This is a genomic window from Nitrosospira sp. TNL200 (assembly GCF_055386305.1).
In genome coordinates this window covers 1-22,203 of the sequence record NZ_AP041003.1, presented here as the reverse complement: position 1 = coordinate 22,203, position 22,203 = coordinate 1, and the positions used below count along the sequence as shown (strand labels likewise).

General features: G+C 56.4%; 22 protein-coding genes. 5 read left to right on the top strand and 17 right to left on the bottom strand.

Annotation, left to right across the window (positions count from 1 at the left end):
• Positions 1-2: 2 nt before the first annotated feature.
• Genes alaS through recA form a run of 4 tightly spaced genes read right to left on the bottom strand, consistent with a single transcriptional unit; the run spans position 3 to position 4,530 of the window.
• Complete coding sequence (gene alaS, locus ACZ5CE_RS00110; RefSeq protein WP_464575728.1) at positions 3-2,612, bottom strand: alanine--tRNA ligase; 2,610 nt, start codon at positions 2,610-2,612, stop codon at positions 3-5.
• A gap of 49 nt (positions 2,613-2,661) precedes the next feature.
• On the bottom strand, positions 2,662-3,027 hold the full coding sequence (locus ACZ5CE_RS00105) for a hypothetical protein (RefSeq protein WP_464575727.1): 366 nt from the start codon (positions 3,025-3,027) through the stop codon (positions 2,662-2,664).
• A complete protein-coding gene (gene recX, locus ACZ5CE_RS00100; protein ID WP_464575726.1) occupies positions 3,024-3,482 on the bottom strand; it encodes a recombination regulator RecX in 459 nt (152 codons plus the stop codon). The genes ACZ5CE_RS00105 and recX overlap by 4 nt, the downstream gene beginning before the upstream one ends.
• Positions 3,483-3,510: 28 nt before the next feature.
• On the bottom strand, positions 3,511-4,530 hold the full coding sequence (gene recA, locus ACZ5CE_RS00095; RefSeq protein ID WP_464575724.1) for a recombinase RecA: 1,020 nt from the start codon (positions 4,528-4,530) through the stop codon (positions 3,511-3,513).
• Between the two features lie 251 nt (positions 4,531-4,781).
• On the opposite strand from recA, the gene ACZ5CE_RS00090 reads away from it, so the two are divergent.
• A complete protein-coding gene (locus ACZ5CE_RS00090) occupies positions 4,782-5,414 on the top strand; it encodes a YqhA family protein (protein ID WP_464575723.1) in 633 nt (210 codons plus the stop codon).
• Positions 5,415-5,485: 71 nt separating this feature from the next.
• Here ACZ5CE_RS00090 and ACZ5CE_RS00085 read toward each other — a convergent pair whose 3' ends face one another.
• On the bottom strand, positions 5,486-5,995 hold the full coding sequence (locus ACZ5CE_RS00085; protein WP_464575722.1) for a CinA family protein: 510 nt from the start codon (positions 5,993-5,995) through the stop codon (positions 5,486-5,488).
• 187 nt (positions 5,996-6,182) lie between these two features.
• Here ACZ5CE_RS00085 and ACZ5CE_RS00080 point away from each other — a divergent pair, with 187 nt between their 5' ends.
• The gene (locus tag ACZ5CE_RS00080; RefSeq protein ID WP_464574812.1) at positions 6,183-6,626 is read left to right on the top strand and encodes a helix-turn-helix domain-containing protein; all 444 of its coding nucleotides are present in this window, start codon (positions 6,183-6,185) and stop codon (positions 6,624-6,626) included.
• Positions 6,626-7,285: an IS630 family transposase gene (locus tag ACZ5CE_RS00075; protein WP_464574813.1), complete on the top strand. Its 660-nt coding sequence runs from the start codon at positions 6,626-6,628 to the stop codon at positions 7,283-7,285. The genes ACZ5CE_RS00080 and ACZ5CE_RS00075 overlap by 1 nt, the downstream gene beginning before the upstream one ends.
• 87 nt (positions 7,286-7,372) lie before the next feature.
• On the opposite strand, the gene ACZ5CE_RS00070 is transcribed toward ACZ5CE_RS00075, so the two are convergent.
• From ACZ5CE_RS00070 to ACZ5CE_RS00045, 6 genes are read right to left on the bottom strand one after another with little or no spacing between them, the layout of a single operon-like run.
• Positions 7,373-7,957, bottom strand: coding sequence for a phosphatidylglycerophosphatase A family protein (locus tag ACZ5CE_RS00070; RefSeq protein ID WP_464575721.1), 585 nt, complete (start codon positions 7,955-7,957; stop codon positions 7,373-7,375).
• Complete coding sequence (gene thiL / locus ACZ5CE_RS00065; protein ID WP_464575720.1) at positions 7,938-8,912, bottom strand: thiamine-phosphate kinase; 975 nt, start codon at positions 8,910-8,912, stop codon at positions 7,938-7,940. The genes ACZ5CE_RS00070 and thiL overlap by 20 nt, the downstream gene beginning before the upstream one ends.
• A 15-nt stretch (positions 8,913-8,927) precedes the next feature.
• Positions 8,928-9,398, bottom strand: coding sequence for a transcription antitermination factor NusB (gene nusB / locus ACZ5CE_RS00060; protein WP_464575719.1), 471 nt, complete (start codon positions 9,396-9,398; stop codon positions 8,928-8,930).
• Entirely contained in the window at positions 9,398-9,880 is a 483-nt protein-coding gene (gene ribH / locus ACZ5CE_RS00055) for a 6,7-dimethyl-8-ribityllumazine synthase (RefSeq protein WP_464575718.1), read from the bottom strand. Before ribH ends, nusB begins: the two co-directional genes overlap by 1 nt.
• A gap of 23 nt (positions 9,881-9,903) precedes the next feature.
• Positions 9,904-11,025 (bottom strand): bifunctional 3,4-dihydroxy-2-butanone-4-phosphate synthase/GTP cyclohydrolase II, encoded by a 1,122-nt coding sequence (gene ribBA, locus ACZ5CE_RS00050; RefSeq protein WP_464575717.1) that lies wholly within the window; start codon positions 11,023-11,025, stop codon positions 9,904-9,906.
• Between the two features lie 15 nt (positions 11,026-11,040).
• A complete protein-coding gene (locus ACZ5CE_RS00045) occupies positions 11,041-11,634 on the bottom strand; it encodes a riboflavin synthase (protein ID WP_464575715.1) in 594 nt (197 codons plus the stop codon).
• Positions 11,635-11,811: 177 nt separating this feature from the next.
• Here ACZ5CE_RS00045 and ACZ5CE_RS00040 point away from each other — a divergent pair, with 177 nt between their 5' ends.
• Together ACZ5CE_RS00040 and ACZ5CE_RS00035 are read left to right on the top strand one after the other, a co-directional pair.
• Positions 11,812-13,071: an ATP-binding protein gene (locus ACZ5CE_RS00040; protein WP_464577552.1), complete on the top strand. Its 1,260-nt coding sequence runs from the start codon at positions 11,812-11,814 to the stop codon at positions 13,069-13,071.
• Positions 13,072-13,073: 2 nt separating this feature from the next.
• A complete protein-coding gene (locus tag ACZ5CE_RS00035) occupies positions 13,074-13,640 on the top strand; it encodes a response regulator transcription factor (RefSeq protein ID WP_464575714.1) in 567 nt (188 codons plus the stop codon).
• A gap of 91 nt (positions 13,641-13,731) precedes the next feature.
• Here the strand turns inward: ACZ5CE_RS00035 and ribD are convergent, their stop codons facing one another.
• From ribD to dnaA, 6 genes are all read right to left on the bottom strand, one after another.
• On the bottom strand, positions 13,732-14,850 hold the full coding sequence (ribD, locus tag ACZ5CE_RS00030; protein ID WP_464575713.1) for a bifunctional diaminohydroxyphosphoribosylaminopyrimidine deaminase/5-amino-6-(5-phosphoribosylamino)uracil reductase RibD: 1,119 nt from the start codon (positions 14,848-14,850) through the stop codon (positions 13,732-13,734).
• Between the two features lie 72 nt (positions 14,851-14,922).
• Entirely contained in the window at positions 14,923-15,438 is a 516-nt protein-coding gene (gene nrdR, locus ACZ5CE_RS00025) for a transcriptional regulator NrdR (protein ID WP_464575712.1), read from the bottom strand.
• Positions 15,439-15,511: 73 nt separating this feature from the next.
• Complete coding sequence (gene glyA / locus ACZ5CE_RS00020; RefSeq protein WP_464575711.1) at positions 15,512-16,771, bottom strand: serine hydroxymethyltransferase; 1,260 nt, start codon at positions 16,769-16,771, stop codon at positions 15,512-15,514.
• 107 nt (positions 16,772-16,878) lie between these two features.
• Positions 16,879-19,296, bottom strand: a complete 2,418-nt coding sequence (gene gyrB, locus ACZ5CE_RS00015) for a DNA topoisomerase (ATP-hydrolyzing) subunit B (protein ID WP_464575710.1) — start codon at positions 19,294-19,296, stop codon at positions 16,879-16,881.
• Positions 19,297-19,417: 121 nt separating this feature from the next.
• On the bottom strand, positions 19,418-20,527 hold the full coding sequence (gene dnaN, locus ACZ5CE_RS00010; protein WP_464575709.1) for a DNA polymerase III subunit beta: 1,110 nt from the start codon (positions 20,525-20,527) through the stop codon (positions 19,418-19,420).
• Between the two features lie 199 nt (positions 20,528-20,726).
• Positions 20,727-22,103: a chromosomal replication initiator protein DnaA gene (gene dnaA / locus ACZ5CE_RS00005; RefSeq protein ID WP_464575708.1), complete on the bottom strand. Its 1,377-nt coding sequence runs from the start codon at positions 22,101-22,103 to the stop codon at positions 20,727-20,729.
• Positions 22,104-22,203: the final 100 nt, after the last annotated feature.

The window sequence follows — 22,203 nt, the reverse complement described above, 5'->3', positions numbered from 1 at the left end:
CATCAGTTGCCCAACCGCTCCTCCACCCACCCGGGAACGCTTTCCAGCGCACTGGGCAAATCGTCCGGCCGGGTTCCGCCCGCCTGAGCCATGTCGGCACGCCCGCCGCCCTTGCCGCCAATCTGCAGCGCAACGAAATTGACCAGCTCGCCCGCTTTTAGTTTCGCCGTCAGGTCGGCTGTCACCCCTGCAATCAGCTTGACCTTGCCATCCTCGATCCCGGCCAGCACTATCACGCACGACCTGAATTTATCCTTGAATTTATCCAGCGTCGCGCGCAAAGTGCGGGAGTCGGCATCCTCGAGACAGACTGCGAGCACCTTGACACCCCTGATTTCGCGCACGTGCTGGGCGAGGTCGTCCCCCAGCGAACTGGCGAGCTTGGACTTCATGCGCGCCAGTTCTTTCTCCAGGTACCTGACGTTTTCCACGATCTGCAGGATTTTTTGCGCCGCCTCCTGCGGCTGCGCTTTCAACGCGCCTGCAATTTCGGCCAGTTGCACCTCGCGTTCCTGGACATACTCCAGCGCACTCTCGCCCGTGATGGCCTCTATCCTTCGAATGCCGGCCGCCACCCCGGACTCGGCCACAATTTTGAAGAAGCCGATATCCCCGGTGCGCTTCACATGGGTGCCACCGCAGAGCTCCCGCGAACTGCCGATATCCAGGACCCGGACTTCGCTTCCGTATTTTTCGCCGAACAACATCATGGCCCCGGATTTTTTCGCCTCCTCTATCGTCATCATGCGGGCCCCCGTCGCAGCGTTGGCCACAATCTCGGCGTTAACCAACGCTTCCACCCGGCGGATTTCCGCATCCGTCACCGGCTGGTTATGCGAGAAGTCAAAACGTGTCTTGGCTGCATCCACTAGCGAGCCTTTCTGCTGCACATGGGACCCCAGCACCTCGCGCAGCGCCTTGTGCATCAGGTGGGTGACGGAGTGATTGCGCTCGGTCCGGGCACGCGCCAGCGCGTCGACCCGGGAGAGCACCTTGTCCCCGGCAACCAGCCGCCCGCTGCGCAACAAACCGTGGTGACCGAACACATTTGCCTGAATCTTTTGAGTATCGGAAACGGCGAAGGTACCGTTCGGAACCAGCAATTCGCCCCTGTCGCCCACCTGTCCCCCGGACTCGGCATAGAAAGGCGTCTGGTCCAGCACCACCACCGCTTCGTCCCCCGCTTCGACGAACTCGACCCGGCTGCCCTGGCGGTAGATCGCAAGGACGTGGCCTTCGTGCTCGATGTTTTCATAGCCCCGAAAGGCGGTGGGCGGGCCGCTGTATGCGATGCTATCCTGCATGACGAACTTGCTCGTGGCGCGCGCCCTCTCGCGCTGGCGTTCCATCGCCTGCTCGAAGCCGGTCTGGTCTATGGCAACGCCGCGCTCCCGCGCGATATCGGCGCTGAGATCCAGCGGAAAACCAAAAGTGTCATAGAGGCGAAAAAGTGTTTCTCCGTCCAGGGCGGCCTCTCCCTGATTCTCCCTCAGTTCCTGCATGGCCGCCTCCAGCACCTCCATGCCGTTTTCCAGGGTCTCGGCAAAGCGCTCCTCCTCCTGCTTTAGCACCGCCCCTACACGCGCCCTGGAAGCGTTCAACTCGGGAAAAGCTTCTCCCATCACGTTCGCCAGGCTTTCGACGAGCAGATAAAAGAACGGGGAGTGCTGACCAAGCTTGTAGCCGTGGCGAATGGCGCGCCGGATGATGCGCCGCAGCACATAGCCGCGCCCCTCGTTGCCCGGGATCACGCCATCGACGATAAGGAAGGCGCACGCACGGATGTGATCGGCAATGACCTTGAGAGAGTTGCTGGACAAATCCGTGGTGTGGGTTGCCTGCGCCGCGGCCCGGATCAACTCCTGAAACAGGTCGATTTCATAATTGCTGTGCACGTGCTGCATCACAGCGGAAACACGCTCCAGTCCCATGCCGGTATCCACCGAAGGCCGCGGCAGAGGGTGAAGCGTGCCGGCGCTGTCGCGGTTGTATTGCATGAATACCAGATTCCAGATCTCGACGTAGCGGTCCCCGTCCGCCTCCGGCGTGCCGGGAGGGCCGCCGGGAATTTGCTCGCCATGGTCATAGAAAATCTCGGAACAGGGTCCGCAAGGCCCGGTATCTCCCATTTGCCAGAAGTTGTCCATGGTGACAATGCGGGTGAAGCGCGCCGGGTCGATCCCTATCTCGTTGAGCCAGATATCTGCTGCCTCTTCATCCTCCGCGTATACCGTCACCCATAATCTGCTCGGGGAAATCTCCAGCGCAACGGTGAGGAATTCCCATGCAAACTGGATGGCGTTGCGCTTGAAATAATCGCCGAAGCTGAAATTGCCCAGCATCTCGAAAAAGGTGTGGTGCCTGGCGGTATACCCGACATTTTCCAGGTCGTTATGCTTGCCCCCGGCCCGCACGCAGCGCTGGGAACTGGCTGCCCGCACATACGGCCGCTTGTCCTGGCCAAGAAACACATCCTTGAACTGCACCATGCCGGCATTGGTAAAGAGCAGGGTGGGATCGTTACCGGGCACGAGCGGACTGGATGGCACAACGGTATGGCCGCGAGACTCGAAATACTCCAGGAACCGCTGCCTTATTTCGCTGCTTTTCATATCGATTTTGATAAATGGGCTTGGTTCATTCATTGGTGCAGCCATGCCGCTAACGCCGCGATATCTCCGTTATCATCGTTCCCAGCGATTCGCCGTTGATAATCGCGATATTCGCCACTTTCACCTTAACGCTGATTTTCTCGTTCATTTTAGGCAGATCGGCTTGTGTTAGAACGAGGATCTCTCCGCTGTCATCCTTCAATACATAGGATTTGGTCCCAAGCAGCGGAAGTCGCGTAGGATCTTTTACGATGCCCTGGAGCAGGACTTCCTTGCCGTCAAAATTCACGGGTGAACTATTGATTTCGTTAATGAGCGTCGGATTGATGCCGCCGCAACCGCTCAAGATGACGACCAGCGCCAGCGCCGCCATCGCAGGCGACAAGAGGGGCAAGAAGCTAAAGCGCTCCTTCATGCTTCTTCCCTGTCTGGATCACGCAATAGCTGGCTTGCCACTTCAGCGGAAAATCCCCGTGCTATCAGAAAACGCATTTGCCGGCCGAATTCTTTTGCATTGGCAGGGATCACGCCAAACTTTTTTCGCCATACTTCATGCGCGCTTTCCCGCTCCATCTCCCTGAGGCCAGGCAATATGCCCGCAATCAAATTCTCTTCTATGCCTTTTTCCCGCAACTCGTGGACTATTTTCAAGCTGCCAAACCGGTTCTTGCGCTGATGTACGATTTGCTCCATAGCACGGGTGGCGGATAAAAAACCACGCTCTTCGAGCGCATCCAGCATGGACGAAAGTTCCTGGGAAGTAATGGCATGAGGAGCAAGCTTTCTTTGCAGTTCCAGCCGGGAATATTCGCGCCGGGCCAGGTAACTCAGGGCACGAGTCTTGAGGCTAGGGCCGTTTGCGGCGGTCATGAGGACATCATGATGGTTGCCCTCGAAACTATTCCGCCGCCGCAACCTCGGCCTGGCTGGCTACCCCGACGGCATCCCGGATCTTCGATTCGATTTCCACCGCGAGGTCACGATGCTCTTTCAGATATTCGCGGGCGTTGTCCTTGCCCTGTCCTATCTTGTCGCCCTTGTAGGCGTACCACGCGCCAGATTTTTCGATAAGCTTGTTTTGCACTCCCAGCTCGACGATTTCGCCTTCGCGCGAGATGCCTTCGCCGTAGAGAATATCGAATTCGGCCTGCTTGAACGGTGGAGCGACCTTGTTCTTGACCACCTTGACGCGGGTTTCGCTGCCAATGACCTCGTCGCCTCTTTTGATCGAACCGGTCCGGCGAATGTCCAGGCGAACCGATGCATAGAATTTCAGCGCATTGCCACCCGTGGTGGTTTCGGGGCTGCCAAACATGACGCCGATTTTCATGCGGATCTGGTTGATGAATATCACCATGGTATTGCTGCGCTTGATGTTGGCGGTCAGCTTGCGCAACGCCTGGGACATCAGCCTGGCCTGCAAGCCCATCTGCGGCTCTCCCATCTCGCCCTCGATCTCCGCGCGCGGAGTCAGTGCGGCAACCGAATCCACCACCACCACATCGATGGATCCGGAACGTACCAGCATATCGGCGATTTCCAGTGCCTGCTCGCCGTTGTCCGGCTGGGAAATGAGCAGCTCGGGCACATTGACGCCGATTTTCTGCGCATACTGCGGATCCAGCGCATGCTCCGCATCGATGAATGCCGCCGTGCCACCCATTCTCTGCATCTCGGAAATCACCTGCAGCGTCAGCGTGGTTTTGCCGGATGACTCCGGGCCGTAAATTTCGATTATCCGGCCGCGCGGCAGCCCGCCCACGCCGAGCGCGATGTCCAGCCCGAGCGAGCCGGTGGAAATCACCTGAACGTCCCTGGCTACATCGCTGGCGCCCAGGCGCATGATTGAGCCTTTGCCGAATTGCTTTTCGATCTGGGAGAGTGCCGCGGCGAGCGCTTTGCTTCTGTTTTCGTCCATGGTTTTTCCTTTCAAGAATCGTTCGATTATCGCATATGTGCCAACTCCGCGGGAAGCCGGGGTCCAAGGAAGCCCTGATACCTGTGACATGGATTGCAGGTCATATTCCGGTCGTATTCCTTGAGGCTGGCGTACGCATTATCCATATCGTGCCATGGCCCTGCCGTACCCGGCATCCGGCCTGATGACGTATTACCTCCCGATAGATGTAAAATATCGCCTGATTATTTTCTTGAACGCAGGGAACGCTAATGCAAAAGAATAAAAACAATGAAGAAACACCCCTTACCAGCATAAAAATCCAGCCACTCGCCTATTTTATTTTTGCGACCCGCTGGCTGCAGTTGCCGTTATATCTCGGGCTCATACTTGCCCAATGCGTTTATGTCTATCACTTCTGGGTGGAATTGATCGATCTGATCGGCGCAGTGATGGGAAACCAGGCCGCCTTGCAGCACATACTGGATGCAGTCGCCATCGAAGGCGCAGTGCGGCCAACGAAAATAAACGAAACCACCATCATGCTGGTCGTGCTGGGCCTCATCGACGTGGTGATGATCTCGAACCTGCTTATCATGGTCATCATCGGCGGCTACGAAACTTTTGTATCGCGCATGAATCTGGAAGGTCATCCCGATCAGCCCGAATGGCTGTCGCACGTCAATGCCTCTGTGCTGAAAGTCAAACTCGCCACCGCCATCATCGGTATTTCATCCATTCACTTGCTGAAGACTTTCATCAATGCAAGCGCATATGACGAAAAGACGATAATGGCACAGACAGGCATTCATTTCGTTTTTCTACTTTCCGCCATCGCCATCGCCTTCAGCGATCGAATCATGTCCGGTACGAGCGCTCACCGGCAAACCCAGGGATTGCATTAAGAAGCAACTGAACAAGTCCTCGCCGTGCGGCGGCTTTGCGTATGGGATGCCCTAAAGGCGGCGATGCTCGCTCAAGCCACCGCAGGGGGAATGCCGTGCAGCAGATCCAGTATTCCTTGAAGCGCTCCCGCCACCGCCTGGCCTCTCACCATTTCACGATTACCGCCAAAAAGGCGGGTTTCGGTACGGGCAAGACCATCTTTCATGATCCAGGCAAAACAAATGGTTCCCACGCGCTTTTCCTCCGTGGCGCCATCCGGGCCGGCAATGCCCGTGATGGACACCACCACTTGGGCATGGCTTCGCACAAGAGCTCCTTCGGCCATCTCGTACGCCGTTTCCTCGGACACCGCGCCATACCGTTCGAGAGTCTTGGCATTCACACCCAGCATTTCCTGCTTGGCAGCATTCGAGTAGGTGATAAAGCCACGTTCGTACCAGGCGGAACTTCCGGCAACCGATGTGATCGCCTCTCCGAGCCAGCCACCGGTGCAAGACTCGGCGCTGGCAAGCATCAGCTCCTGTTGACCCAGCGCCGCCCCAACCTTTAGCGATAAATCCTGAAGTGTCTGGTCTTCCATGGCATCGGAACCTCCTTTAGGAAAGGGAAAGCGCTCTTGATGGAACTTATAATCAGGCTATAAGCCGCGTGGATACTGGGTTTCATATATTTCAATTAGTGTGCAGCGCTGCACTAGTATTTAAACACATAACTAACGAAACATTTGCTATGCTGTCGCATACTTATCCTGTGACGAGGAGTTGGCCATGCGACAGACTGAATTGCATCTTACCGACGAGGATCGCGAATTGATTGAGTCGTACCGCGCGATCGGTTTGCACCACGCCCGGGAAGTCAATCGGGCACACGTCTTGTTCGCTCTGGACAAGGGCATACCGGAAGTCCAGATCATGGCGGTTCTCGGCATCGGTCGTACCGCCATCTGGAGAACACGGGCGGCATATCTGGAAGGCGGCGCGGCGCATGCGTTGCATGACCTCCCGCGCCCCGGCAAACCTCGACGGTACGATACGGACATCGAAGCCAGGATTTCCGCCCTGACCTGCTCGCAACCGCCGGCCGGCGCCAAGCGCTGGACGCTTGAATTGCTGGAGCAGGCCGCGCAAGCGCAGGCGGGGATTGGCCCCATCAGCCGCGAGACCATCCGCCGGCTGCTAAAAAAAACTGCATCAAGCCGTGGCGCAAACTGATGTGGTGTATCGGTACACTGACGCAGGAGTATCGGCAACGCATGTACGATCTGCTCGACCTCTATGCTCACCCGTTGCGGCCGGACGAACCTGTCGTCTGTGTGGACGAGAAGAGCAAACAGTTGCTCCAGGATTCTCGTGCGCCTTTGCCGATGCGCCTCGGAACACCCGTGCGGCTGGATTATGAATACGTGCGTGCCGGTACGTGCAACCTGTTCGTGGCCGTGGAACCCAAGGGTGGTCAGCGAACCGTCAAAGTCACCGGCCACCGCACCAAAGCCGACTTCGTGACCTTCGTCCAGTACTTGCTCCAGCAGGTCTATGCCAAGGCGCAGCGCGTCCACTTGGTGCTGGACAACCTTAATACCCATTTCCGCAAGGGCTTCGAGGAGGTGCTCGGCGTCAAGGAAGCCCGCGCGCTGCTGCGTCGAGCCGTATTCCACTACACGCCGAAACATGCCAGTTGGCTCAACATGGCTGAAATCGAAATCGGCATCCTGGATCGCCAGTGTCTGAATCGGCGTCTGCCGGATCGAACCACGCTCGCCACCGAAGTCGATGCCTGGCAGCGGCGTCGCAATGCCGAACACCGTTGCATCGAATGGTCGTTTACCCGGCAGGATGCGGACAGGAAAATGGCGCGGCATTATGTTTCTTAATTAACATGTTTCAATACTAGGTACTAGGGAAGCGCTGCACAAATCCTCGCTAAGCGCGTTGCTTGTGGAGATTTATTCAGCGCTTCCCTAGAATATCCCCGATGGTATTACAAATGCTTTCCATATGGCGAGGCAAAGCAGTGTCATGAAAGCGGCCAGCAGATCATCGAACATCACCCCGAAACCGCCTCGCAATTTTCGGTCATAGTATCCGATGGGCGGGGGCTTGATGATATCGAACAAGCGGAACAGCAGGAAACCGAACGCCTGCCAGATCAGGGTCTTTGGCGTAAACAGCAGCACCAGCAGGAAAGCGGTCATTTCATCCAGTACCATTCCTCCGTGGTCGTGGTTGCCCAGCGCTCTGCCCGTCACTCCGCAAGCCCAGATCCCAACGACGAACAGGAGATCGATGAACAGCAGAAATTCGAGCCCATTCAGAAAATGATCCAGCACCCAGAACAATGGAAACATCGCCAGCGTCCCCATGGTTCCGGGAGCCACGCGGCTCAGGCCTATGCCCCCACCGAAAGCAAGAAAATGGGCAGGATGGGCCCGCAAAAACGCTTTGCCGGCACGCGGCGATTCGGGCGGAGAGACAAATTCCGGCACGCCCGGCGGATCGGAAGCCGGATGGGCTGGCGGCGGCGTATCAGAGGCGGAAGTGGTCATATCCTTGAATATCCAGCGGCATGGCTCTCCCTGCCGCATCCAGCACGGTCAGCCCGGTTCCCTCCGTGATTTCGCCGATGCGCGTCACGGAAGCTTCCTGTTTCCGGGAGAGCGTTTCAATTTCCTGGCGCCTGGCTCGTGGCGCCGTAAAGCAGAGTTCATAATCATCTCCTCCCGCCAGCAGACAGGTTACCGCGAAAGACTGCGGAAGATATTTCCTCAAGCATGCCGGACAGCTTATCTCGGCCATTCTGACCACTCCGGCCACTTTCGAACAGTCCAGGATATGTCCCAGGTCAGCCAGAAGACCATCCGAAATATCGATGGCGCTGTTCGCAAGTCCTGGCAAATGCTGCCCCAGGCCCACCCGGGCAACCGGAGTTTCCAGGGCAGGCAGGCAGGCGGCGAGCTCATCAGGTTGCAGGGTAATCTGTCCCAACTGATGCGCCAGCGCCAGAGCCGCGCCCCCCAATTGACCCGATATCCAGATGTCATCTCCCGGCCGGGCGCCGCTACGGCGCAAGGCTGCTCCCGCCGCTATCTCTCCGATAATGGTTACGCAGACGGCGAGCGGCCCGCGCGTGGTATCGCCGCCAATCAAATTCACCTCGTAAGCATCGGCAAGTTCGAAAAACCCGGCGGCGAATTGCTCCAGCCACTTTTCATCCGCTTGCAGCATCGAGGCCGGCAGCGCCAGGGCAAGCATGGCCCAGCGCGGACTCGCACCCATGGCCGCCATATCGGAAAGGTTGACGGCAAGCGACTTGTGCCCCAGCTTGCGCGGATCGACACCGGGAAAAAAATGCGTACCCGAGACCAGCATATCCGTGGAGACCGCCAGTTCCGACCCCGCCGACGGCCTGATCAGTGCAGCGTCATCACCAATGCCCAATATCGCGCCGGGAGCTGCGCGGGTAAAATAATGCCGGATGATTTCGCATTCGGAAAGCACCATCAATGAGCAAGAACGTCAAGCCTGTGCATTGATCTCTATCGTTCGCAGCTTGCCTGCCAGCTTGTCCAGCACGCCGTTCACGTACTTATGCCCATCTATGCCCCCATAGGTTTTGGCCAGCTCCACCGCTTCGTTTATCACGACGCGATAGGGCATTTCGGGACGGCTCGCGAGTTCGTGAGCCGCCAGCAACAGGATGGAAATTTCCACCGGACTGAGCTCCCTGGCGGGCCGGTCGAGATACGGCTGAAGGTGCCTTTCGAGTTCCGGCATATCTGCCAGGACGCCACGCAGCAGCCCCGACAAGTATTCCTTGTCGGCTCTGTCATATTGCTCGGATTCGTGCAGCTGCGCCTCGATGGCCTCGGCGGAGCCTCCGGCGACGCGCCATTGATAAAGACCCTGTAGCGCCAGTTCCCGGGAACGATGACGCCGGGTTTTGGAACCGGAGCGGGGACGCGGCTTTATTGCCGGTTTTGACTGCATCACTCCGCCACTTCGTCGAGCTGGCTGAGCAGATTTGCCATTTCCAGCGCGACCTGCGCTGCTTCCGCGCCTTTCCGGCTCACGCGTGCCAGCGCCTGGTCCTCGGTATCCGTGGTAAGCACGCCGTTGGCAATGGGGATGCCGGTATCGAGCTGCACGGCGGCGATGCCGCTCGCCGATTGATTGGCCACGACCTCAAAATGATGGGTTTCCCCGCGTATTACCGCACCCAATGCCACGAGTGCGTCGAATTGGTCGGTCAGCGCCATTTTTTGCAATGCCAGGGGAATTTCCAGTGCGCCGGAAACGGTAACCAGCAGTATGTTGGATTCCTGCACTCCTTGCTTGCTCAGTTCCGCGGTGCAGGCACTCAACAAACCTTCGCCGATATCGATGTTGAAACGGCTCATCACGATGCCTATGCGCAAATCCCCACCGTTGAGATCGGGCTCGATTTCAAGAATATCGTCATGTCTTGCCATGTGTGTATGCTCCCGTAACAAATTTAGTAAACCTGCCCTTGCCGGTTTTTATCTTCAGGCTTCAAATACCCGGTCACTTCAAGACCGAAACCCGCCATGCTTGGCATTTTCCGGGGAATGGCAAGCAAGCGCATTTTTCCCACATTCAGGTTTTTGAGTATCTGGGCGCCAATTCCGTAGTCGCGCAGGTCGCTGACGGCGGCGGGGTGCGTGGGTGCAGGTGTGAAGGAGACCCGCTCGAGCAGTTCCGCTGGATTTTCCCTTCGATGAAGCAGCACGATCACGCCGGAACCCGCCTCGGCTATCGTCCGGAGGGCATCGTTCAGGCTCCACGAATGGGTATTATCTTCCACATCGAGCAGATCGATAACGGAGAGCGGCTCATGCACCCGCACCAGAGTTTCGGTATCCGGGTCTATTTTTCCCTTGACCAGGGCCAGATGGGTAGCGTTGACAGTTTTATCCAGATAAGCCAGCAGCCGGAATTCGCCATGAGCAGTATGAATTATCCGTTCACCCATGCGCTTCACCAGGCTTTCGGTTCGGCTGCGGTAGTGAATGAGATCCGCTATGGCGCCGATCTTGAGCCGGTGCCGGGTGGCAAATTCAATCAGATCCGGCAGGCGGGCCATGCTGCCATCTTCATTGAGAATTTCACAGATCACTGATGCCGGGCTCAACCCCGCCAGCGCTGCCAGGTCGCATCCCGCTTCGGTATGTCCGGCGCGAACCAGCACTCCACCGTTTTGTGCCATCAGGGGGAAAATGTGCCCCGGCTGGATGATATCCTCCGGTTTCGCCGAGGGGTTTACCGCCGCGCGCACGGTGCAGGCGCGATCGGCAGCAGATATGCCCGTCGTCACCCCGCTGGCGGCTTCGATGGAAACGGTGAAATTGGTACCCAGCGGGGAACGGTTTGCGGACACCATTAGCGGCAGGTTGAGGTGGCGGCAGCGGCTTTCCGTCAGCGTCAGGCAGATCAGGCCCCGCCCGTGCGTCGCCATGAAATTGATCGCTTCAGGCGTAACGAAATCTGCTGCGAGAATGAGATCCCCTTCATTCTCGCGATTCTCCTCATCCACGAGGATAACCATTTTGCCTGCCCTGATTTCGGCAACGACCGCCTGGATGGTATCGATAGTCATGACAATTCCATGTTTTTAGCCTTCCGTGGCGACGAGCCGCTCGACATAGCGCGCCAGCATATCGACTTCCAGGTTGACCTTGCCGCCGGGTTTGAGCTCGCGCAGGGTGGTTTTTTCCAGGGTGTGGGGAATGAGATTCACTTCAAACTCCTTTCCAGCTATTCGATTTACCGTCAAACTGACGCCATTGAGCGTGATAGACCCCTTTCTGGCAATATACTTCGCCAGTGTCGCGGGGGCCCTTATTGCCAGCAAGCAACTCCCGCCCACCGGCTCAAGCGTAATGACCTCGCCCAGCCCATCCACATGCCCGCTCACGAGATGGCCGCCGAGCCGGTCATCGAAGCGCATCGCTTTTTCCAGATTGACCCTGCCGCCCGGTTGATCCAGGCCCTGGGTGCAGAGCAACGTTTCCCGCGATACATCGACATGAATGCTGCGGCCGCTGACAGAAGTCACGGTAAGGCATGTTCCATTGACCGCGATGCTATCCCCTTTCTTGACATCCGACAAATCCAGCGGACCGGCCGCAATGCACAGGCTAACCCCGCCCTCCACTGGAATGGCGTGCGTTATCTCGCCTATCGCCTCTATGATGCCGGTAAACATCGGATATTTTCCATCTTCGGATAAAATGTGCCAAATGTGCCTATTGTATGCGCCTATCGCCTTCTGGATAAGGGGATGTGCGGCAAGTGCGGCAATTTGACGCATGGCCGTAAAGGTAAAGATGGGTTAATGTCGGGTTCCGGTATTCCCGAAGGCGGGAAATACCGAGGAATGATGATGTTCAGCGATCTCAGCCAATCACCGCTAAGCAAGAATCTGCAGCGCTTGTTCCTGCTCAGGAATATCGTCATCGCTGCCCAGTGCTTGACTTTCGCGCTGGCGCACTGGGCGCTCGAAATGGACTTGCCCTGGTCGCAAATGGTTGCGGTAACCGTGCTGCTCGGGGTACTGAACCTCGCAACCTGGCTACGCCTGCGTCGCCATCTTCCGGTGTCGAGCATCGAGTTTTTTGCTCAATTGGTGGTGGATGTGTTTGCGCTGAGCGCACTGCTGTATTTCAGCGGAGGTTCGACCAATCCATTTATTTCACTGTACCTGCTGCCGTTGACGATAGCTGCGGCCGCGCTACCGTGGGCCTACACCTGGGTGATGGCGGCGATTACGATCAGCTGCTACACGCTGCTGCTGTTTTATTACGTGCCATTGCCGCACGATCATGAAGAACACAACAGCGAGTTCAACCTGCATGTGTCCGGAATGTGGCTGGCCTTCGTGCTCAGCACAGTGCTGATCGCCTGGTTCGTAGTAAAGATGGGCATATCCATACGGGAACGCGATAAGGATCTCGCCCTGGCGCGGGAGCAGGCGCTGCGCAATGAACAGATCATCGCGTTGGGCACGCTTGCCGCTGGCGCCGCCCATGAGCTGGGGACGCCGCTTGCCACCATGGCGATAGTGGCGGGAGAATTGCAAGGAGAATACCTCGAAGATAGCGAATTCCAGAACAATGTCGTCATATTGCGCGACCAGATCACGCATTGCAAGCATACCCTCACCCAGATGCTGGCGGATGCGGGCCAGGCCCGGGCTGAAGACGGCAGCGGCCAGGCCGTGGATTACTTTCTCCGGCAGGTCCTTGATAAATGGCAGCTCATGCGGCCCGCTGTCAAGTTCACCTATGAATGCAGCGGCGTGGAACCGGTTCCGCAAGTCCTGAATACGCAGCTGCTGAGCCAATCCATACTGAACCTGCTGAACAATGCGGCGGATGCGTCCTTGAAGCATGTCGAAATCAAGGGGACCTGGAATTTCGAGCAACTGAATCTGGAAATACTCGATTATGGTGAAGGATTGAGCAGAGAAGCCATACAGCGCGCAGGCCAGGCTTTTTTCACCACCAAGGCGCCAGGAAAAGGCTTCGGTATCGGTTTATTCCTGGCAAATGCGAATATCGAACGCTGTGGCGGCAGTGTTCGCCTGACGAACCGCGAGGGCGGCGCCTGCACTCAAGTTACTTTACCCCTGATACGGCAATAGATATGACCACAGACCCTGCGACAGAAGCGGAGGTGGACGATCGCCCGGTTTTGCTGATCGTTGACGATGACCTGACATTTTGCGCCGTGCTGGCGAAGGCGATGGGCAAGCGGGGATTCAATGTCACCTGCGCGCATACCGTCGAGCAGGCCACGGAATACGCCGAAGCCTGCATGCCGGAATATGCCGTGGTCGATCTGAGGCTGCCCGGAATTTCGGGGCTGGCGCTGGTCGAGAAGCTGAAGGCGCTGGACCCGGGCACCCGCATTGTCATGTTGACCGGGTACGCCAGTATCGCCACCGCCGTGGAGGCAATCAAGCTCGGCGCCACCCACTACCTCGCAAAGCCGGTGGATGTGGATGAGATCATGGCTGCTTTCGAACGAACGTCGGGGGATGCCGAGGTGCAGATCAGCGCTCATCCGCTGTCGGTGGGCAGGCTGGAATGGGAATATATCCAGCGCGTGCTGAATGAAAACAAGGGAAACATTTCCGTGACGGCAAGAATTCTCAATATGCATCGCCGCACGCTGCAGCGCAAGTTGACCAAGTATCCAGTCAAAAGCTAGCGCTTGTTAATACCTGTTTTCCCATCATTGCTCGTCGCTTGCAGAGCCTGCTCCGCGACCGTCGCCGGCGCAAAACAAATGTTAACAGGCCCTAAGAGATTCCCGGCTTCTCAAGGCCGGCGGAAATACGGATATCCGCCCCTATTGAACGAATATCGCGAATGATCAACGCGCGCTTTTCCTGGAGAGTTGCCAGTTCCGGGAGTTCCACCATGCCGCGTGCCACGTGTCCGATCAGACAAGGGGCGAGGTAAATCACTAGCTCATCCACCAGCCCGGCCTGCATGAGCGCGCCATTCAACCTGGGTCCCGCTTCGACCAGCAGCTCGTTTATCTCAAGGCCGGCAAGCGTCTGCATCATTTTCCCGAGATCGACTTTCCCATCCGTGCCGGGAAGCGGGATCACGTTTGCTCCCATGCCGCGCAGCACGGCGATTTTTTCTTCGTCCGCGCCGGCGGTAAAAATCAATGCTCGCCCCTCTCGTAGCACTCTGGAATCCAGGGGAATATGCAGGCCGCTGTCCAGAACAACCCGCAGAGGCTGCCTGGGTGTCTCCACGTAACGGACGTTGAGCTCAGGGTTGTCTGCCAGCACGGTGCCGATGCCTGTGAGCACGGCGCAGGAGCGCGCGCGCAACCGATGGCCGTCACGCCGCGCCGGCTCGCTCGTTATCCACTGGCTGGCGCCGTTATTGAGGGCTGTCCTGCCGTCGAGGCTGGCGGCGATTTTCATCCGTACCCATGGGCGCTGCCGCGTCATCCGCGAGACAAAACCTGCATTGAGCGCTTTTGCCTGCGTTTCCATCAAACCGGCAACGACCTCGATTCCCGCCTGCCGTAGCAACGCTGCGCCTTTGCCTGCCACCAGGGGATTGGGATCCTCCATGGCCATAATCACTCGCGCGATGCCGGCCGCTATCAGCGCCTCGGCGCAGGGGGGCGTTCTGCCATGATGGCTGCACGGCTCCAGGGTGACATAAGCGGCAGCGCCCCGTGCCGCGCTGCCTGCGGCGGCGAGCGCGTTGATTTCGGCATGAGGGCCGCCGGCGAACTGATGCCAGCCGCTGCCTGCCATGACGCCGTCACGCACGATCACGCAGCCTACTCGCGGGTTGGGGCTGGTACTGTACAAGCCCTTTTCAGCAAGCCGCAAGGCACGAGCCATGCAGGCATGATCGTCCGGCGAAAACGGGGTGGGAGACTGGTTCATCGCGAACCTTCGCCTGGGAACAAGGGCTTTGCCCAGCGTCCCGGTATGGCGTTGGACAATAGTGGATCGGAATCAGGTTTTTTTTACCGCCGCCTGCCGTGGCGGCCTGGGAATCTTCGGGATCTTGAGAACCCTTTGCACCTTTTGCACTTCCTTGATCGCGTCATGAAAATCGTCCGCATCCTGGAAACTTCGATAAACGGAAGCAAAACGGATGTAGGCCACCTTGTCCAGCCTGTAGAGTTCCTGCATGACCATTTCCCCAATCGTGCGCGAGGGGACCTCCCGTTCTCCCAGGCTCAAGAGTTTCTGGATGATACGGTCCACGGCTGCATCCACATATTCCGTCGGAACCGGCCTTTTATGCAGGGCTCGCATGAAACTGGTGAGCATTTTATCGCGGCTGAATTCCGAGCGATTGCCATCCTGCTTTACTATCTGAGGAAGCCGCAGCTCCACGGTTTCATAGGTGGTGAAGCGTTTGTCGCATACAGGGCAGCGGCGGCGGCGGCGTATGCGGTCTCCTTCTTCGCTGACGCGCGAATCAATGACGCTGGTGTCGCCCGCATTGCAGAAAGGACACTTCATGGGCCAAAGCTGGCGCAGATAAGCCGGGCAGCCGTGACTCGCGCCACTTGCAGGTATCCGGCTGATACTATTTTCAAGCGGAAAATTCCTGGTAAACCGGAAATCTTGCGCATAACGCCTTTGCCTGCGCTGCAACGCCCAGAATCACAGTGCGGTCTTCCGGCGCATCCAGCACATCGGCGATCAGGTTTGCGAGCTGTTCCGCTTCGATCTCGGTAAAGCCACGCGTGGTTATGGCAGGTGTGCCTATGCGGATGCCGCTGGTGACGAAAGGCTTTTGCGGGTCGTTGGGGATTGCGTTCTTATTGACGGTGATGTGGGCGAACTCCAGCGATTGCGCCGCCTGCTTGCCCGTGAGGTTCTTCGGGCGAAGATCCACCAGAAACATATGGCAGTCCGTGCGGCCGGAAACGATGCGCAATCCGCGTTCCTGCAATACTTTCGCCATTACCCTGGCATTGTCGATGACCTGCTCCTGGTAATCCCTGAACGCGCTGGCGGCGGCTTCCTTGAAAGCAACGGCTTTGGCCGCTATCACATGCATCAGCGGGCCACCCTGAGTTTGCGGGAATACCGCCGAGTTCAGCACTTTTTCATGTTCCGGCCTGGCCATGATAATGCCGCCGCGCGGACCGCGCAGCGTCTTGTGTGTCGTACTGGTAACAAAATCGGCGATGCCTACCGGGTTGGGATAGAATCCCGCCGCCACGAGGCCGGCATAATGCGCCATGTCCACGAAGAGATAAGCCCCCACCTCATCGGCAATCTTGCGAAAACGCTTCCAGTCGATTACCAGCGAGTAGGCAGAAGCCCCCGCGACAATCATTTTTGGCCGGTGTTCCTTTGCCAGGCGCGCAACTTCGTCATAATCCAGTTCCTCGGTTTCCGGCTTGAGCCCATAGGCAACCGAATTAAAAATTTTTCCGCTGAGATTGACCGATGCGCCGTGAGTCAGATGTCCGCCATGCGCAAGCGACATGCCAAGGATCGTATCGCCCGGTTTCAACGCCGCAAGATACACCGCGGCATTTGCCTGAGAACCGGAGTGAGGCTGGACATTGACATACTCCGCGTTGAACAGCGATTTAACGCGGTCTATCGCGAGCTGCTCCACGATGTCCACATACTCGCAGCCGCCGTAATAGCGCTTGCCGGGATAACCCTCCGCATACTTGTTAGTAAGTACTGACCCTTGTGCCTGCATGACCGCAGGACTGGCATAGTTTTCCGAGGCGATCAGCTCGATATATTCTTCCTGGCGTTGCACCTCGCCCCGGATGGCCTGCCACAATTCCGGGTCGACGTTTTCCAATGTCAGCTTAGGGGACAACATGAGGCTTCAGTCCTTTCGAAATAAGAAAATTATATTTGTATTTATCCTGGCAACAGCCGAGAAGCATAGCTAGCTTACATTGATAACAGGAAACCTGGACAGATTTTCTACACATCGAGATTGCGCACGCCCAGCGCATTCCCTTCTATGAAGGCCCGGCGCGGCTCGACTACGTCTCCCATCAACGTCGTAAAAATTTCGTCCGCGGCGATGCTGTCCTCTATCTGAGCACGCAAAAGCCTGCGGCTTTTTGGATCCATAGTGGTTTCCCACAATTGCGCGGGGTTCATTTCCCCGAGGCCTTTGTAGCGCTGTGTCCCCAGGCCCTTCTTAACCTCGGACAGCAGCCAGTCGAGCGCCTGCTTGAAGTCGCTGACAGCCTGCTTCTGTTCGCCACGCTGGACGTATGCATCTCCTGACAGCAAGCCATCGAGTACCTCGGCAGTTTGCTTGATTTGGGCATAATCCCTGCTTTGCAGAAAATCCCGGTCCAGGTAACTTGCACGGGTGTTGCCATGATGCACTCGTGCAATCTTCAGCCGGTATTCTTCCGCTGTCGCGTCGTACTCGGGAATGATTTTTACACCGGGAACGCGTGCTTCGAGCCTGCCGGCGCTTTCGGCAGCGCTTTCGGCGCTGTCCAGATCCAGATCGGGATGATGCAGCAAGGCGTGCATCACCTCGCTGTCGGTCATGCGGCTCATGCGCTCGATCACGGCCTCCGCCAGCAGGTACTCGTTGGCAATCTTTTCCAGTGTTTCGCCGGTAAGGGGCGGCTTGCCATTGCCCGGATGCAGTTCGGCATCGGCGAGCGCCAGACCCAGGAGATATTGCTTCAGCTCATGGTCATCCTTGATATAGCGCTCCTGCTTGCCATGCTTGATCTTGTAGAGCGGGGGCTGGGCAATATAAATATGACCGCGTTCGATCAACTCAGGCATCTGCCGGTAAAAAAAAGTAAGCAACAAAGTGCGGATATGAGATCCATCCACATCCGCATCCGTCATGATGATGATGCGGTGATAGCGCAGGCGGGCGGAATTATATTCATCCTTGCCTATGCCGGTGCCCAGCGCGGTAATGAGGGAAGCAATCTCCTGCGAGGAAATCAGCTTGTCGAATCTCGCCTTTTCGACGTTGAGGATCTTTCCCTTGAGCGGCATGATGGCCTGGAATTTGCGATCTCGCCCCTGCTTGGCCGACCCCCCGGCCGAATCTCCTTCCACCAGGTAAAGTTCGCAGAGGGAAGGATCTTTTTCCTGGCAATCGGCCAGCTTTCCCGGCAGCCCCATGCCATCCAGCACGCCTTTGCGCCGGGTCAGCTCACGCGCTTTCCTGGCGGCCTCGCGCGCTCTTGCAGAATCGATGATTTTTCCGCAGATGGTTTTGGCATCGAGCGGATGCTCCAGGAGAAACTCCGCCAGTTTTAAAGCGACGATTTCCTCGACCGCCGGGCGCACTTCCGAAGAAACGAGTTTTTCCTTGGTCTGGGAGGAAAACTTGGGCTCGAACAATTTTACCGACAATACGCAGGACAGGCCTTCCCGCATATCATCGCCGGAAGTTTCCACCTTCGCCTTTTTTCCCAGCTCATTTTTTTCGATGTAGTTGTTGAGCGTGCGGGTCATCGCGGCGCGCAGGCCGGTCAGGTGTGTTCCGCCATCCTTCTGGGGAATGTTGTTGGTAAAACATAAAACCTGCTCGGTATAGCTGTCATTCCACTGCATGGCGACTTCCACCAGTATGCCATCCTTGTCGCCGGCAGCATAAAAAATACTGGGATGAATGACGGACTTGGTCCGGTTGACGTATTCGACAAAACTCCTCACGCCCCCAATGAAGGCAAAATGCTCTTCCTTGGCATTGCGCTGGTCGACCAGATGGATTTTGACGCCATTATTGAGGAAGGAAAGTTCGCGCAGGCGTTTGGCCAAAATATCGAAATGGTATTCGATATCACCGAAAATTTCCTTGCTGGCCAGGAAATGCACTTCGGTCCCCCGTCTTTCGGTTTTGCTGGTTGCGGCGAGCGGGGCGACGGGCACACCCATATGGAATTCGATTTGATGGATTTTTCCGTCCCGGCGAATGGTGAGGCGTAGCCATTCCGACAGCGCATTGACTACGGAGACGCCGACGCCGTGCAGACCTCCGGAAACCTTGTAGGAATTATCGTCAAATTTACCGCCTGCGTGGAGTTCCGTCATGACGATCTCGGCAGCCGAGCGCTTTAATTCGTCATCCTGTTTTATCCCCGTGGGAATACCGCGCCCGTTGTCCTGCACCGTAATGGAATTATCGGGATGAATAATGACGGCTATTTCGTCGCAATGGCCCGCCAAGGCTTCGTCGACAGCGTTATCCACGACCTCGAACACCATGTGGTGAAGCCCCGTGCCGTCGCTGGTATCGCCAATATACATTCCGGGACGCTTGCGTACTGCATCCAGCCCTTTCAGGATCTTTATGCTGTCTGAACCGTAATCAGTCGATTTAGCGTTTTTTTGCCGTTCTTTGTCTGCCATTGCCTTGCCTTGGGTGTCCTTGGGTGTAATTCTTGGTGTAATAACCAGATCACTGGGTTTTTCCGGGAGAAATCAACGCGAAACGGGCGGTATGCCGTTTTATAGTTGCATGGGCTGCAGCCTATATTCTCATGGGCATGACCACATACTTGAAATGATCGTCGCCAGGAATCTGGATAAGCGCGCTGCTGTTCGCATCGCCAAAGGAGCATTGCACCGTTTCGCTGTCCAGATTCGTCAGAGCATCGAGGAGATAGGTGATGTTGAAACCTATGTCCAGCGCGTCTCCATCATACTCGAGCTCCAGATCTTCCTGTGCTTCCTCCTGCTCGCTGTTGCTGCAAACGATGCGAAGATTGTCCGAGGTCAAGATCAACCGCGCACCACGGAATTTTTCGTTGGACAAAATCGATGCGCGCTGCAACGTCTGCAACAGTAACGCCCGGTTTACGTTGAACTGTTTCTGGTATCCGGCCGGTATCACCCGATTGTAATCTGGAAACTTTCCGTCGACGACCTTGGAAACCAGCACGACATTGGAAAAGGTAAAACGGATCTGGTTCTGAAGAAGCTCCACTGTGACGGGTTCGTCATTTTCCGCCAGCAGCTTGGCCAGTTCCAGCACCACCTTTCGCGGAAGGATCACCTCGCGCTTGTCCTGCCAAGCATCCAGCGGCATGAGGGCAAAAGCAAGGCGATGACCATCGGTGGCAACCACCTTCAGATGATTTTCTTCGATTAGCAATAGCAAGCCATTGAGATAATACCGAATGTCCTGCTGAGCCATCGCGTATTGAACCAGGGATAGCAGGTGCTTCAATTCCTTTTGCCTGACGGTTATTTTCGCCTCCGATTCCAGGTTTTCCGGAAACTTCGGGAAGTCTTCCACAGGAAGGGTTTGCAGGGTGAAACGGCTCTTGCCTGCTTTGGCGAAAAGCCGATTTTCATCGGTTTCCAGTGTTACCTGGACGCTGTCGGGCAGAGCACGCAGAATGTCCTGGAGCTTTTTCGCCGCTACGGTGACCGCCTGTGCCGAGTCTTTTTCAATTCCCTCTTTTGCCGTGGTGGTTATCTGAATTTCAAGATCGGTTGCTACGAAGGAAATTTCTTCATTCGTTGTCTGAACAAGCACGTTTGAAAGGATAGGCAGGGTGTGGCGCCGTTCGACGATGCCGGTCACGATCTGTAGCGGCTTAAGTAATGTATCCCTTTCCGTTTGTATCAATTTCATTTATTTAAATCCAGATAATCGTTAATAAATAGCTGGAAACTTCGTTATAAGTATTAAATTCCTCGTTACATCAGGGGACTACCTCCCATTTTCAGCAGGTATTGCCAAGGTATCGACTGTGGATGTTTTGGGGATATAAATGTCCTTGCGGCAAAATTCTCTGGTTATCCACAATCCACTCAACCCTATCCGGTTGATGTTATCCTCTGAGGATGTGGAGCAGCGTATTAAAATCCCGATTGATCGCCGGATCGGAAGCGCGTAACTCGGCAATTTTGCGGTACCCGTGCAAAACAGTCGTGTGATCTCTTCCGCCAAAGGCTTCGCCTATATCCGGGAGGCTAAGCGGAGTCAGCTCCTTGGAGATGGCCATGGCCATCTGGCGCGGCCTGGCGACGATGCGGGAGCGTTTTTTCGAGTACATTTCAGCTACCTTGATTTTATAGTAGTCAGCCACGGTCTTCTGGATATTTTCAATGGAGATTTGCCGGTTTTGCACTGCCAGTAAGTCTTTCAGTGCTTCCCTCGCCAGGTCCAGCGACAAACCGTGGCCGGTAAACCGGGAATAGGCGAGCACCCGCTTCAGGGCGCCTTCCAGTTCGCGCACGTTGGAGCGGATATGCTTGGCAATGAAGAAGGCGACGTTTTCATCCAGCACAATATTTTCAATCAAGGCTTTTTTCAACAGGATGGCGACGCGCATTTCCAGCTCCGGCGGTTCTACCGCAACAGTCAGGCCCCACCCGAAACGTGAAATCAGCCGTTCCTCCATTCCCGAAATTTCCTTCGGGTAGGAGTCGCAGGTGATGATCACCTGCTTGTGCGCTTCTATCAGGGCATTGAATGCGTAGAAAAACTCTTCCTGCGTGCGGTTCTTCCCCCCGAAAAACTGGATATCGTCGATCAGCAATAAATCCAACGAATGATAGTATCGTTTGAACTCGTCGAAGGCCTTATGTTGGTAAGCGCGCACTACGTCTGAAACGTACTGTTCTGAATGGATGTACCGGACCTTGGCTTTACTGTTCTGTTCCAGGACGAGGTTACCTATAGCCTGGATCAGGTGCGTTTTCCCCAGTCCGACCCCGCCATAAATAAAAAAAGGGTTATAGGCAGTGCCGGGCCGCTCTGCTACCTGGATTGCGCCTGCCCGGGCCAACTGGTTCGCTTTTCCGGTAACGAAGCTGTTGAATGTGAAGGCCGGGTTGAGCCGACTGGGGTTGCTTCCCCCGGAAACTTTTTGCGCCGGCTTTGCGGCATGCTTCTCGACAGCGATGACCGCTTTGGCATGGTTCATCCCTGGCGGACAAGCTTTCGCGGGAGATTGGTGCGCAAGCCTCAATTGGAAATTAACCGCCTGCGAAAAATGCTGTTCCGCCATCTCGTCGATAAGCGGCAGGAAGTTGTCCTTGACCCATTGCAGGACAAACCGGTTGGGCGCGATAAGCGTGGGTTCGGCCGTGTCGGATGCACTGTCGAGGCGCAGCGGTTTGATCCAGGTGTTGAACTGCTGGGAGCTCAATTCCTTCTCAAAATACGCGAGACAGAATAGCCAGAAGGATTCCATTGCGGGCATGATTCTTGTACTGTGCGGGAAAAATAAGCGGGGCTCAAAGCGGGAGAATTGATTATTCTAGTCTGTTCCCATTCACTTATCCACAGGCCGGGGGAAAAAT